Here is a 14,205-nt window from a genome sequence, read left to right on the forward strand (position 1 = left end):
AGACGCGAAACTCCGCCGCGTGCCCAGGAGACCAACCTACCACGTGAGTCGTCACGCGGCCCAGGTGGCGGGAAGGATGGCGCCCCTCCGCTCCCTTGCCTGGAGATGAAGACTCGGAGAAGAACGGGGGCCTGGGATACGGTGTGGCTCCATCCCTGCCGCACGAGGACATGAGCGGACACAGAGTGAAGGCAAGCAAGCCGCGCGCGGGCGGAGCACCCACGACCGAGCTGCGTGAGCGGATCCGCCGGGAGGCGACCCGTCTCATCGCCCAGCGGGGCTTCGGCGCCATCTCCGTCAATGACGTGGCGCAGGCCGTGGGCATCAGCAAGCAGGCGCTCCTCTACCACTACCCCTCGCGCGAGGCCCTGCACGAGGCGGTCGTCTCCTCCATCGTCGAGCAATCCAACCAACACCTGCTGCTGCTGCTCAGCGCCTTCTCCGGCCACGGGGAGGAGCGGCTGGCGCTGGCCATGAAGCAGTTGCGTGAGTTCTTCGATGCCGAGCCGGACGCCGCGCGCGTCATCCTGCGCGAGGTGCTGGATGGAGACCCCACGCAGGTGTCGCGCCTGCAGCGGAGCATGGAGCCGTGGCTGCGCCTCGTGGTGGACGCGCTCCGTCAGGGGCAGCGGGAGGGGCGGGTCCGCCCGGAGCTGGACGCCGAGGCGGCGGTGGCCCACATGGGCATGTTGCTGCTGACCTCCTTCGCGCTGCGGAAGGTGGGACCCTGGCCCGAGGCGGACGACGCGGAGTGGCGCGAGCGCTGGCTGAGCGAGGCCGTCCTCATCATCCAGCGCTACCTCTTCACCGATCCTCCGGCGCCCGAGCGCCCGAAGGCGCGGCGGCCCTCCCCACGCCGTCAGACGAAGTAGGCGCGGCGCAGCACTCCGCCCGTCAGGCGGCTTCGTGCGCGTCCTGGACGAGCGGCAGCCGTACCCGGAAGCACGCCCCCCGCTCCACGGAGACATCCAGCTCGAGCGTGCCTCCGTGGTTCTCCGTGACGAGCTGCCGGCAGATGGCCAGACCCAACCCGGAGCCCTTCCCCACGTCCTTCGTGGTGAAGAAGGGCTCGAAGATGCGCGCCCTCAGCTCCGCAGGAACGCCCGGGCCCTCATCGGCCACCACCAGCTCGGCCATGCCGTCCCGCACGCCCGTGCTCACCCGCACCTCGCCCTGCTCCCCCATGGCGTCCAGGGCGTTGCGCAGCAGGTTCAACACCACCTGGCCCAGTTGCCCCTTGTGAAGGAGGAACCGGGGCACCTCGCCGCACCGCACGTCCAGCCGCGCGCCCGGGGGCAGGGAACGCCGGAGCAGCTCCACCGTCTCGTTCACCACCGCGTTGAGGTCGCCGGGCTCCAGGGACGGGCGCTCACCGCGCAGGAAGGCCCGCAGGTCCGCCTGCGTGGAGCGGATGCGCTCGGCGGCGTTCCGCATGGCCTCCAGCGCATCGGGCGTGTCCTGGAGCACGAAGTCGAGCTCCCTCTCGAGCCACAGCCGCTCGAGCTCCCGGGCTCCCTCGGGGTGGGCCGCGAGCAGCTCGCGGCAGCACCGCAGCACCTCGGACAGGTGCTCGAAGTACTCGCGCACCGGCGGCAGGTTGTTGTGGATGGCCGTGAGCGGGTTGTTGATTTCGTGCGAGAGCCGCGCCAGCAGCTGCCCCATGGCCGAGAGCTTCTCCGCCTGCACCACCTTCTCGCGCGCCTGGTCGAGCTCGGCGGTGCGCGCCGCCACCTGGCGCTCCAGCTCGGCGTTCCTGCGCTGTAGCCTCGAGCCCCGCCACCGCACCACCCCCGCCACGGCGGCCCCCAGCAGCAGCACGCCCAGGCTCCTCGCCCACCAGGACGCCCACCACGGCGGGTGCACCACCAGACCGAGCCCGACCACGGGCCCCCACTCCCCCCGGCCGTTTCGCGCGCGCACCTCCAGGCGGTAGCTGCCCGGCGACAGCGCGGTGTACCGCACCGAGCGGCCCGGGGTGGTGTGCCAGCCGTCATCCTGTCCCAGCAGGCGCACCTCGTGCTCCATGTTGCTCTCGTCCAGGGAGCCCAGGTCGGCGAACCGGACCTCCAGCGTCGCCTCGTCGTGAGCGGCCTCCAGGCCCTCCACCGGCGGCCGGGCGGAGGTGCGCGTCCCCAGGGTGGTGTCCAGCAGCACCACGCGCGGGGGAGTGGCCGGGCCGGTGTAGCGGGCCCCCTCGAAGCGGCCGAGCCCATTCGAGGTGCCCATCCATACCGTCCCGTCGGCGTCGGCCAGGAAGGAGTTGCTGCTGAAGTCGTCGCCCGGAGCCCCCCCGCTCGCACCGAAATGCTCGATCACCCCAGCCTCCGCCACGACGTGGGTACCCGCCCCGGTCCCCACCCAGAGCCGGCCCGCCGCGTCCTCGCCGAGCTGGTAGACGACACCCGAGTGGAGCCCCGTGCCGCGATCCAGGTGGAAGCCGTCCACGAGGCGCCCGTCCCGGTAGCCGAAGCAGCTCAGCCCCAGCGGCTCCGAGTAGGTCACGCACACCCGGCCATCGCGCCGCACCAGGAGGAAACGCAGGCGGTCATCCCGCAGCCCCTCGGCGGTGCCCAGCCGCCGGAACACACCGCCCTCGCGCACGTGGAGCCCATCCCCCGTGGTCCACACCCGCCCGGCTCCATCCCTCTCCACGCCCCAGAAGGCCGGCTGCCGGGTGGAGGACAGCACCGTCGAGAAGGACCACGTCTCGCCGGTGCGCACCCCTCTCACCAGGCCCATGGAGGTGGCCACCCACAGGGAGCCATCGGCATCCCACGCCATGTCGAAGGTGTAGTTGGCCCGGAAGTCATCGGCCTCACCGAACGTCCGCAGCCGTCCGCTCCAGGGCTCGTAGCGGTGGAGCCCGACCGGATTGCCCGCGGCCCACACCGCCCCCTGCCGGTCCACGCGCACGGCCTTGAGGGAATAGCCCTCCAGGCCGGGGACGAACTTCCACGCTCCGTCCACTCCGCGCGCGAGCCCCTTGTCGGTGCCCACCCACAGCACGCCATCGGGGCCACGGGTCAGTCCCCAGACCATGCTCGAGGGGAGCCCGGTGTTGACGTCGTGCACGGACCACAGGCCCCGCCCCAGGGAGCGGGACACGCCCAGGCTGGCGACCCAGAGCGTTCCTTCCTGGTCCTCCAGGACGTCCCGCATCCGCGCCGCCCGCTCCGAGAGGCTCAACCGGAGCAGCTCCGCCCGCTCACCCTCCACCACGAGCAGGCCGCGGTAGTTCGGCACCAGGAGCTGACCCCGCTGTCCCACGCGCAGCCGGCGTCCCGCGCCCATCATCCCCCGGATGAGCGAGGAGCGGTCCTCGAAGGGCGCTCCCTCCCGGGGCTGCATGGCCAACCACCCGTCGCCGCCCAGCCACAGGCGGCCCAGCCCATCGCGCACGAGCGAGGAACTGGCGCGCATGAACCCGGGGAGGTCGCGGATCCACCACCGCGCCTGCGCATCGAGCCCCAATACCCGGCCTTCCGAGGCCACCTGGAGCGTGCCCGAGGCATCCATCCAGAGGACACGGGCCGCTCCGCCGGGCCACCCGGGCGCCGGGCGGAAGCGCCCCGGCTCCGCCTCCACATACAGGCCCTGCTCGGTCCCCACCCACATCCGCTTGCCGGGGTCCAGGCGCAGACTCAGGGCCCGCGAGGGGACACCGTCCAGCGGCACGGCGACGAAGCGGCTCCCGTCCCAGCGGACCACGCCCTCTTCCGTCACCAGGAGCAGCTGGCCCTCGGCGTCGAGCGTCATGTCCTTCACGATCGTCGATGGCAGGCCGGACTGCAGCCCGAAGCGCTCGAAGCGCGCGCCATCGAAGCGGTACATGGCGTCCAGGGCACAGGCCCACACGAAACCTTCCCGATCCTGGACGACGCAGGAGATGTCGTGGTTCTCCAGGCCGGCATCCGTGCCGTAGTTCCGGAATCCGATGCGTCCTGGCGGTTCTCCGCCATGGGCCTCACGTCCCGCCCACAGGGCGATGAGGCCCGCGGTTACGAGCGTGGCGATCCGATACGAGGTCATGGCACCGCTGACGTCAGCCTACCATCATCCCGAGACGGGTGGCTCGGGCAGGGCCGCGGAAGCCGCCGCCCGGGCGGCGAGCCGCAGCGTGCCATTCTTCCGGCGCCAGCGGCCGTAGAGCTTCTTCGCCGGCAGCGCGAGGGCCAACGACACCGCCAGGACCGACAGGGCCAGGCCCAGTGCGGGCAGCACATCCTGCGAGCGCCCCAGCCGGCTGGCGAGGCCCTGGAAGGTGGACCAGCCATAGGCGATGGGCAGGTGGACGACGTAGACCCAGAGCGACGCGCGCCCCACGGGGCCCATCATCCCGTCGAGCCGCGAGGGCAGCAGCATGGCCAGCCCCGCAACCACGCACAGCAGCCCCACGCGCCACACCACCAGCGTCGGGTCGCTCACCTTGGGGTCACCCCCCCACAGCGCCATCAGCGAGAGCAGCCCCGTGCCCGTGCCCATCAGGCACAGCCAGTGCGGCACCCGCTTCACCCCCGAGAGCGCCAGTCCGGTGAGGCCTCCCAGGAAGAAGTAGGCCGCCCATGGGAAGAGCGGGAAGTTGGACGTCCTGCCCACCAGCGCCTGCTCCAGCACCAGCGGCCACCCGCCCGCCGCCACCGCCGCGCGCACCCACGGGCTCACCAGGGGAAAGAGCACCGCGAGCCCCAGCAGCGTCACCATCCGCGCCGTCCGGCCGGGCAGCACCGCCAGCACTCCGGCGCCCAGCAGCAACGCCCCCGCCACCCCGTGCAACGCATCGAAGGCGAGGAAGTGCCGCCACACCATCGGCTCCCCAGCGAACAGCGCCGGCAACCCCCAACCGGGCCAACGTAACAGGTAGCCCCAGCCGAGCAGCAGCGCCACGCGCGGCACGTACCGGCGCAGCACGCTCGCGCCGTGCGCGCCCGTGCGCTGCACGGTGGTCGCGAAGGCCCACCCCGCCACGAAGAGGAACAGCGGCGCCGTCACGGCCCGCATGGACCAGTAGGCGATCACCCCCACGCCGTTGCGCGCCTGCTCCGAGAGCACCGCGTCCAGCGTGTGGCCCATCACCATGGCGATGACGGCCACGGCGCGCGCGCGGTCCAGGCCCGTGTTCCGGGCGCTCGGAGCCGGCGCGCTGGGAGACTGGGAGGACGACATGACCTCGACTACGGGAGACCGCCGGACTCAGACGCGCATCGGCATGACCACGGCCGTGAAGCTGCGGTCACCCGGGGCGTGCAGCACGCCGGGGCTGTGCTCGTCACCCAGCTCGAAGGCCACCTCCTCCGTGTCCGTCACCGTCAACACGTCGATCAGGTAGCGCGCGTTGAAGCCGATGGTGATGGCCGCGCCCCGGTAGGCGATGTCCAGCGCGTCCTTGGCCTCGCCCAGGTCCGGGTTGTTGGCGGTGATGAGCAGCTGGTTCTCCGCCAGGCCGATGCGCACCGCGTAGCTCTTGTCCGCGCTCAGCAGCGCGATGCGCTTGAGGCCCTCGAGCAGCCGCGTCTTGGGCACCAGCACCGCCTTCTCCCCTTCCTTGGGGATGACGCGCTGGTACTCGGGGAACTGGCCGTCGATGAGCCGCATCACCATCGTCAGGCCCGTCTTCTTGAAGAGCGCCGAGTTCTCCGCGAAGCCCAGGTGGCACTCCGCATCGGGCGCCTCGTCCAGCAGCCGCTTGAGCTCCAGCAGGCCCTTGCGCGGGATGATGACGCCGCCCTTGAGCTTGAAGTCGCCCTGCAGCTCGCGCTCGATGAGCGAGAGGCGGTGACCGTCCGTGGCCACCATGCGCACCTTGCCACCCGCCTGCGGCTCGAAGAAGACGCCGTTGAGGATGTAGCGCGTCTCGTCCGTGGAGATGGCGAACTGCGTCTTCTTGATCATCTCCAGCAGCGTGTTGCCCGTCACCTGCACCAGCGGCGCGCTCTCCTCGCGCGGCAGCTTCGGGTACTCCTCGGGCGCGGTGCCGACGATCTTGAAGTGCGCCGAGCCGGAGGAGATCTCCACGTAGTTGTTGGCCAGCTTCTTCAGGGTGACCTGGGCGTCCGGCAGGTTCTGGACGATGTCGAAGACGTACTTGGCGCTCAGCGTGACGGCGCCCGTCTTCATGACCTCGGCCGGGTGCTCCGAGACGATGCCGATCTCCAGGTCGAACGCCGTGACGGTCACCCCCGACTTGCTCGCCGTGACGAGCACGTTGGCCAGGATGGGCATCGTCGTCTTGCGCTCCACGACGCCCTGGGCGCGGTTGAGGGCTCTCTTCAGCTCGTCAGCGGCGATGCGGAATTCCATCTCGGGGTCCTTGAAGAACCAGGGGGAACAGGAAAGAACGGCGGCCCTGTGGCCGCCCGAGGCGGATGTAGCCCGGGAACCCCAGGCCGTCAACGAACCTGACTTCTCCGGTCATGCCGACTCGTTCAGCGCCCGGGCGAGCAACCCCTCCAGCCCCAAACCTTCGTCCCGCAACGGATGTAGGACATGTCCAGACCTTTCGCCCCGGCCCTGTTCATCTAATGACACACCGGGCCATGAACAACCCGGACTTCGGCTTCGTCGAGGAATGGTATCCCTCCCGGGAGGCGGCGAGACTGCCGCATCCTTTCCTGGAGCCTCGAACCATGACCCTGCGTCAGCCCCTCCTCGCCGCCCTCGCCTTCGGCATGCTCGCCGGTTGCACCCGCAACACCACCGAGTCCCGCCCCGCCGAGTCCGGTGGCACCCCCACCGAGAGGGCCACGCCCTCCACCAACCCCTCGGGTGAACCCCCCCCGAGTGAGCCGCCCTCGCGCGGCACCGCCGCCGCCGACAAGGCGGGAGCCCCCGTCGTCTACATCGTGAAGGACAGCGGTGTGCGCTGCATGGCCGCCCCCTGCCCCTCCTTCATCGCCACCCGGCCGGACCGGCCCAACGAGGATGGGCTCCAGGTCACCGATGTCGACCTCGCCCCGCTCGGCCTCGCCGAGGAGCGGCGCGCCAACATCCTCGAGGCGACCCACTCGCCCACCGGCCTCAAGGTCGAGGCCACCGTGGTCACCGTCCCCAAGGCGGGCCCCGCCGGGGATGCCACCGTGCTGCGCGTCACCAGGGTCGTCGAGTAAGTAGGCCCTCCCTCCGCACCCGGAAGCGAGTATCCTGACCACCTGTCGGCACCAAGGTCAGAGGATGTTTCCGGGATGGCGTGGCGAGTGGATGTCACACCCCAGGTCGGTCGCGGGACCCGGTGGCTCCTCGGGCCGCTGGTCCTGCTGTGCCTCCTGGGAGCCAGCACCCCCCGAGCCGCGTCCGCCCCGCGCCTGTCGGCCTCGCCCCGTCAGCTGCTCTCCGGACGCGACACCCGCTCCACCCTCGCCGTCTCCGGCCCCGGGCTGCCCTCCGACGTGCGCCTGGCGTGCAGCGCGGGCCGCGTCACCCTGGCGCGACGCTCCGCCCCGGATTCGCTCCAGGCCACCTTCGTCCCGCCCCGCTCCGACACCCTCGGCACCTTCCTCTGCGCCGCCGTGTCCCCCTCCGCGGGCACCCACGCCACCGTGGTGCTCGAGATGCAGCGCCGCCAGGTGCTCCCGCTCACCGGACTGCCTCCACTCGGCCGCGTGGAGGTGCGCATCGGCGACACCCTCCATGGCCCCGTCCGCGCCAACGCCGCCGGACAGGCCGAGGTGCCCGTCCTCCTCTCCCCCACGCTCTCGCAGGCCACCGTCTCGGCCACCGCGCCCGGTCAGCCCGAGCAGCAGCGGCTCCTGCCCCTGCCCGTCTCCTCCAGGCCCGTGGTGCTCCTCGTCGCCGAGGAGTCCTCCGTCGAGGCGGATGGAGCGCGAGGCGTCCGCGTGTGGGCCTTCTCCATCGACGGGCGCGGTGAGCCGCTGGACACGGCCCCGGCCTTCTCTCGCATCGAGGGCACGTTCGAGCCGCGGCGCGTGGCCCCGGGCGTCCACGTGGGCACGTTCGTTCCCCACCCCCGCGCCACTCCAGGTCAGGCGGTGCTGACGGCGCAGGCCGGCAACGGAGAGCCCTCCTCCGTCCGCGTGGAGCTGCGGCCGGGCGTGAAGCCCTCGCTCACCGTGGAGGCCGCCGCGCGGGAGCTGCTGGCGGATGGAGCCTCGGGCACCGACATCACCGTGCGCGTCCAAGACGGGCAGGGACGCGGGTTGCCCGGGCAGCCTCTCCGGCTCCAGGCCACGCACGGGGAGGTGGCGCCCCTGCAGGACCGCGGAGATGGCACCTACCTCGCGCGCTACCGAGCCCCCGTCGGCGGGGGAGAGGCACAGCTCGTCGCGAAGCTCGACGGCGCGCCCCCGGCCTCGCTCTCGCTGACACTGCGCCCTCCCCCGCGCCTCACCCTGGAGGCGAACGCCCGCGAGCTGCCCGCCGACGGTGTGACGCGGCTCGTGCTCCAGCTCACCGCCCGCGACCCGAAGGGCGCCCTGGCTCCGGATGGGACGGTGGTCTCCCTCACCTCCACGCTCGGAATGGTGCCCGCCTCCGTGAAGACGCGCGAGGGCCGGGCCACCGTCGAGCTCGTCTCCGGCCACCAGTCCGGCGAGGCCCTCGTCGAGGCCCGGTGGGAGAACGCGAGCGCCAGCACCTCCGTGCGCCTCGTCCCCGGCGCTCCCGCCCGCCTGCGCGTCCGCACCGAGGAGCGCGAGGTGCGCTGTGACGGCCTCGACAGCGCGCGGGTGCACCTCGTCGTCCAGGACACCCACGGCAACCCGCTGGACGGCGTCCCCATCACCCTGAGCGCCGCGGGCACCCAGGCCGAGCACGGGTACTTCGAGCGCGTGGCGGCCCTCGGTGGCGGCGAGTTCGTCTCCCGCTTCCACGCGCCCTCCCGGTGCGAGGGCGGCCTGGCCACCGTGCTCGCCGCGGCGGGTGACGCGCGAGGCGATGCCCGGCTCACCCTCTCCCCGCGCACGCCCCGCGCTCTCACCGTGCGGCTCGGCGCGCAGAGCAACCTCGCCCGGCTCATCCAGCCCTCCCTGGAGCTGGAGGGAGACCTGCGCCCCTACGCGTTCGGCGAGCGGCTCGCCGCCAGTGCCTCCGTGCAGGTGGCCTGGGGCAGCCTCTCGCTGCGGGGCCAGACTCCGGCCCAGGAGGACTTCGACCTGAAGGTGGGCGCCCTCACCACCACCGTGTCCGCCGGCGCGCGCTGGCTCCAGCCCCTCACCGACACCCTCTCCGCCTACGCGGGGGCCGGGCTCGACGCGCACCTCGTTCAATTCACCTGGAACATCTCCCTGGAGGAGGGCAGCCAGCGCCAGCTCTCCGCGGCGCTGGGCGGCCACCTGCGGCTCGGGCTGATGCGCTCGCTCGGCCCCGGAGAGCTCATGCTCCAGGCACGCTACGGACTCGCCCGGCTCCCCGAGAACGGCGCCTTCCGCGGCCCCATCGGCGGACTCTCCGCCTCGCTCGGCTACCGCTTCCCGCTCTGACGAAAAGAGGCTCGCATGCGCTTCCCCGCCTTCTGCCTCGTGCTGGTCTGCGTGCTGTCCTGTGCCCCCCGCCAGGACGTCCCCCGCCTCGACAAGGTGTCTCCGGATCAGACGCTGTTCGGCTCGCCCGAGCGCCTGCTGCTCTCCGGCGCCTTCGCGACGGACCTGGCGGTGGACCTGGGCTCCGACGCGCCCCCCTCGGTGGAGAACCGCTTCGAGGTGCGCATCGGCCCCGAGCTCGCCACCTCCGTGCGCCTGCGCTCCCGCGACACGCTGGAGGCCACCACGCCCTCCACCCTGCCCCCGGGCCGCCACGACATCACCGTCACCGACGCCCAGAGCCGCTCCGTCACCCTGCACGAGGCCCTCGAGGTCATCGACCGCGACGTGCAGCGCCTCGTCTTCGTCACCTCGATGCGCTCGGCCCACCCCGACGCCTGGACGGAGCCCATCCGCATCGAGCTGAGGGATCCCTCGGGCCAGCCCGCTCCCACCTCCATCGCGCGCACGCTTCGCATCGCGAGCGACTCCCCCACCGGCCGCATCTCCTCCCTGGGCAAGCCGGACGAGGCCCAGCCCGAGCTGGAGGTGACACTCGCGCCGGGCGAATGGGGACTGAACCTGCGCTACAAGGACACCACGCCCGGCTATCACACACTGGAGTCCAACAGTGAGGGCCTGCCCTCCATCGCCCAGACGGTGGCGGTGGGACGGCTGGGCCCTCCGACGGCGGTGCGCTTCACCCGCGTGCCCTCCTGGCCGCTGACGGCCGGTGCCCCGGTGGCGCTCGCCGTGGAGGTGCTGGACGACAGCGGTGGCCCGGCCTCGCTCCCGGCCACGGGCATCCAGCTGGAGCTGAGCACCTCCTCGCCCGCGGGCGGACTGGTCGTCACCGCGGGAGACCCGTACCACCCCGCCCTCTCCCTCATCCTCGAGGGCTCGCGAGGAGGCCGTCTGCCCATCCTCTACCGTGACACGCACAGCGCGGCGGAGGTGTGGTTGTCGGCCACGGCGATCAACCGCGACACGCTCAACCCGCTCGAGCCCGACCGGGTGAACCTCCGGGTGGAGCCCGGACCCACCCGGCGCTTCGAGGTGCAGCGCTTCAGCTCCGGGTCCCCGCAGGCGGGCGTCCCCGAGCTCTTCATGGTCCAATCCCAGGATGGCTGGCGCAACCCCACGTCCTTCGAGGGGACCGTGCTGCTGGAGACCGTCCCCGCCGACCCGGACTTCCATCCCATCAGCGCCTGGCTCGAGGCGGGCAGGGCCTCCTTCACCGCCAACTTCACCCGGGTGCAGACGGTGTCCGTGGTGGTGACGGACCCCAACGCGCCCACCGTGCGCGGCGTCTCCCCGGAGCTCTCCGTCCGACCGGGCCCGCCCGTGCGCCTCGCGGTGTCCAGCGTGGAGGGCCCCCAGCAGGCCGGCAGGCCCTTCTCCCTCATGCTCGAGGCGCTGGACCGCTACGGCAACCGCTCGGAGACGCCCCTGTCCGTGACGCTCTCCGCCTCCGGTGTCCCCGAGGGCGCGCTGACCCCCACCTCCAGCGGCACCTTCATGGGAGCCATCACCCTGCCGGTGACGATCACCACCGCCCTGGACGAGACGCGCCTCACCCTCATCGAGGGCCCGGCCGACGCGCCCGGAGAGCTGCGCGCCACCACCGGGAACTTCGCCGTGCTTCCCGGCCCCACGCAGCGCTTCGTGGTGGAGGACACGACCAGTCCCCAGCGGGCGGACATCCCCTTCCCGGTGCGCATCCGCGCGGTGGACACCTACGGCAACACCACCCGGGACGTGCACGACCTGCAGCTCGGAGCCGATGGCGTCCACGCGCACCTCTTCTCCCCCGCCTCCTTGTCTGGCTTCCAGGGCAAGGCCGATGTGATGGTCACCCTGTGGCAGGCCACCACCGGGACGCGGGTGCTCGTCAGCACCACCAGCGGCACCGCCAGGGGACAGCAGGCCGGCCTCTTCACCGTGTCTCCGGGAAACTTCGCCGGCTACGTGTTCCTGAAGCCCGGCTGCATCGCCGATGGCGACCGGTGGAAGCTCACCCTGAGCGCCGTGGACAAGTGGAACAACGTCGTCACCGGTTACACGGGGACGGCCCGGCTCACGCTGTCGCCATTCGGCACCATCAATCCCACTACCACGCGCGCCTTCAGCGCGGGCACCACCACCGAGTCCAACGCCCTGCTCGAGGGAGTGACGGGCCGCGCGCCCAACTCCTGCCTGCAGCTCACCGCCGCCGACAGCGTGGACACCAACAAGTCGACGACGACGTGCCTCAACCTGCAGACGAGCTGCCCCTGAGCCCGCGTCCATGAGAATCCGCTCCCGGCTGCTGCTGCTGCTCATCGCCACCGCCGCGGTGCCCACGCTCGCCATGGGACTGCTGGCCTGGCGCGACGCGGAGCGGGCACTCGGGGACGCCGTCGCCGAGCAGTACCGGCGCAGCGCGCGCGCCGAGGCCGAGCACGCCTCCACCTATGTCCTCTCGCTCGCCACGGAGCTGGGTGGCGCCCTGCTGCACCTGGACCCGGAGGCGCTCGGGCCCGCCCAGGCCCAGGAGTTCCTCGCCCGCGTCTTCCTGCGGCGCGACCGCATCTCCCTGGTGGGACTCTTCGATGGGCAGGGGAGGATGACGGCCTCCGTCTTCGTGGACGACCCGGAGGCCTTCGCGCGGCAGGAGCCGCAGTTCCGCCGCCATGACACCGTGGCCGCCGGGGAGGTGGAGGACTTCCGGCGCCGGGCCGCGGAGCTGCTCTCCCAGGTGCCCCCGGGGCGCGCGTACGCCATCTCCGCGCCCTACCTCACCGCCGTGCGCCAGCGGCCCGCGGTGGTGGTGGTGGCGCTCGGACCCAGGGGAGGCCCGGGAGGACTGGCCGCCGAGCTGGGACTGGAGGAGCTCTCCCAGCGGCTGGCCGCCAGCGGGGACGGGAGCGAGCGCGTCTTCCTGCTGGATGGAGGGGGCCGGCTGCTGCTGAGCGGAGACCCGGAGCGAGAGCGCCGCCGCGAGGAGTTCGCCACGAGGCTGCCGGGAGCACCGGGCGCGCAAGGGACGGGGCAGGCCGGGTACGAGGAGGAGGGCCGCACGTGGATGGCGGCCTACAGCCCGGTGCCCGGGCTGGACTGGGTGGCGGTGGTGGCCCGTCCGCGAGAAGCGGCGCTCGCGCCGTTGGATGCACTGGCCCGGAACACCTTCGGGGTGCTCGGGCTGACGCTGGTGGGCGTGCTGGTGCTGGCCCCGCTGCTGGCGCGGGCCATGGCACGCCCCATCGCCCGGCTGGCCGGGGGCGCGCGGGAGCTCGCCCGGGGCAACCTCGGCCACCGCATCTCCCTGCCGCGCCGGGACGAGCTGGGAGACCTCGCCCGCACCTTCAATGACATGAGCCAGGCGCTGGAGGTGGCGCACCGCGAGCTGCTGGGCTTCAACGCACAACTGCAGAGCCAGGTGGAGGAGCGCACCCGGGAGCTGCAGAAGACACAGGCACAGCTCTCGCGCAGCCAGCGCCTGGCGGCCATGGGAGACCTGGCGGCCGGCATGGCCCACGAGATGAACAACCCGCTCGCCGCCATCCTGGGCAACGTGCAACTGCTGTTGATGGACCTGCCGGAGGAGGACCCCTCGCGGAGGATGCTCTCCGCCGTCCTGCAGCAGGCCCAGCGCATCGCCAACATCGTCCGCGAGCTGCAATTGCTGGTGGAGCGGCAGCACTTCGGACGCACGCCGTTGGACCTGCACAAGATGCTGCAACGCGTGCTGGATGGGCGAGGGGCGGACCTGTCGGCGGCGGGCGTGCGGGTGACGTGTCGGTTCGCTCCCGGGGAGGTGAGGGTGCTCGGAGACCAGCAGGCGCTGAGTGACGTCTTCGGCCGGCTGCTGGGCAATGCCCTCAATGCGCTGAAGGACAGACCGGAGCGCGAGCTCACGCTCGTCACACAGAGGGCGGCCGAGCAGATGGTGCAGGTGGAGCTGAGGGACACGGGCCGGGGAATTCCCCGCGAGCACCTGGAGCGCATCTTCAATCCCTTCTTCACCACCAAGCAGCAATGGAGCGGCAAGGGCCTGTCGCTGGCGGTGTGCCATCGCGTCATCGAGGACCACGGCGGCACCATCACCCTGCAGAGCGAAGAAGGGGTGGGAACGACCGTGACGCTGATGCTGCCCGCGGCCCCGATGCCGCCGCCCCTCGTGTGACCCCCTCTCCCTCTGGGAGAGGGCCGGGGTGAGGGTCTACCCGAGGTCATGCCCCGTGCTGCTGGCGCTCGTGAAGCACCTCCACGTAGTCGCGCAGGACACGGAAGGAATCGCTGTCATAGATGAGGGGACTGGCGGACGAGACATGCTCCTCCAAGGCGAACAAGGAGGAGGTCAGCGCGCGCCAGCCCTCGAGCATCTCCCCATAGCGGTGCTGCTCGAGCAGGGTGCGGAACTCCTTCACGGAGGGAATGTCCGCGTGACGGTTGAAGGAGCCCCAGTTCCAGGCGCGGGAGAAGAGCTCCTCGGTGCCCACCAGGCGCAGCTGTTCCTTGTGACGCCGGCTGGCCTCCTTCTCCCTGCGCCAGAAGAAGACGGCCAGGGCAACCCACCCGACGAGGAACAGCCCTCCCAGTATTCCGAGCAGCGTGCAGACGCGCATGACCTACGGTTCCCTCGATTCCCCGCGCCGAGCCGCACGCTCCGGCGTGAAGGAGCCCTGGGTATAGCGTGAAGGCGGGGACAGCGGAGCGGTCCGCGGCGAACACCTCCTCCACCGTGAAGAGGGCC

9 protein-coding genes are annotated in these 14,205 nt (G+C 71.9%); 5 read left to right on the top strand and 4 right to left on the bottom strand.

Features of this window, described 5'->3' with window-relative positions; translation table 11 throughout:
* The first annotated feature begins 170 nt into the window (after nucleotides 1-170).
* Nucleotides 171-872 (top strand): TetR/AcrR family transcriptional regulator, encoded by a 702-nt coding sequence (locus NR810_RS40145; RefSeq protein ID WP_257460378.1) that lies wholly within the window; start codon nucleotides 171-173, stop codon nucleotides 870-872.
* A gap of 22 nt (nucleotides 873-894) precedes the next feature.
* Here NR810_RS40145 and NR810_RS40150 read toward each other — a convergent pair whose 3' ends face one another.
* Genes NR810_RS40150 through dnaN form a run of 3 tightly spaced genes read right to left on the bottom strand, consistent with a single transcriptional unit; the run spans nucleotide 895 to nucleotide 6,297 of the window.
* Complete coding sequence (locus NR810_RS40150; RefSeq protein WP_257460380.1) at nucleotides 895-4,029, bottom strand: two-component regulator propeller domain-containing protein; 3,135 nt, start codon at nucleotides 4,027-4,029, stop codon at nucleotides 895-897.
* 24 nt (nucleotides 4,030-4,053) lie between these two features.
* Nucleotides 4,054-5,163 (bottom strand): DUF1624 domain-containing protein, encoded by a 1,110-nt coding sequence (locus tag NR810_RS40155; RefSeq protein WP_257460381.1) that lies wholly within the window; start codon nucleotides 5,161-5,163, stop codon nucleotides 4,054-4,056.
* 27 nt (nucleotides 5,164-5,190) lie between these two features.
* Complete coding sequence (gene dnaN / locus NR810_RS40160) at nucleotides 5,191-6,297, bottom strand: DNA polymerase III subunit beta (RefSeq protein WP_257460382.1); 1,107 nt, start codon at nucleotides 6,295-6,297, stop codon at nucleotides 5,191-5,193.
* Nucleotides 6,298-6,623: 326 nt separating this feature from the next.
* On the opposite strand from dnaN, the gene NR810_RS40165 reads away from it, so the two are divergent.
* The 4 genes from NR810_RS40165 (at nucleotide 6,624) to NR810_RS40180 (ending at nucleotide 13,635) form a co-directional block, all read left to right on the top strand.
* Nucleotides 6,624-7,103, top strand: a complete 480-nt coding sequence (locus NR810_RS40165) for a DUF6748 domain-containing protein (RefSeq protein ID WP_257460383.1) — start codon at nucleotides 6,624-6,626, stop codon at nucleotides 7,101-7,103.
* Nucleotides 7,104-7,178: 75 nt separating this feature from the next.
* A complete protein-coding gene (locus NR810_RS40170) occupies nucleotides 7,179-9,431 on the top strand; it encodes an invasin domain 3-containing protein (protein ID WP_257460385.1) in 2,253 nt (750 codons plus the stop codon).
* Nucleotides 9,432-9,446: 15 nt separating this feature from the next.
* On the top strand, nucleotides 9,447-11,747 hold the full coding sequence (locus tag NR810_RS40175; protein WP_257460386.1) for a hypothetical protein: 2,301 nt from the start codon (nucleotides 9,447-9,449) through the stop codon (nucleotides 11,745-11,747).
* A gap of 10 nt (nucleotides 11,748-11,757) precedes the next feature.
* A complete protein-coding gene (locus NR810_RS40180; RefSeq protein WP_257460387.1) occupies nucleotides 11,758-13,635 on the top strand; it encodes a sensor histidine kinase in 1,878 nt (625 codons plus the stop codon).
* Between the two features lie 46 nt (nucleotides 13,636-13,681).
* On the opposite strand, the gene NR810_RS40185 is transcribed toward NR810_RS40180, so the two are convergent.
* Nucleotides 13,682-14,077: a hypothetical protein gene (locus NR810_RS40185; protein WP_257460389.1), complete on the bottom strand. Its 396-nt coding sequence runs from the start codon at nucleotides 14,075-14,077 to the stop codon at nucleotides 13,682-13,684.
* Nucleotides 14,078-14,205 lie beyond the last annotated feature (128 nt).

This window comes from Archangium lipolyticum (assembly GCF_024623785.1).
Taxonomy (GTDB): Bacteria; Myxococcota; Myxococcia; order Myxococcales; family Myxococcaceae; genus Archangium; species Archangium lipolyticum.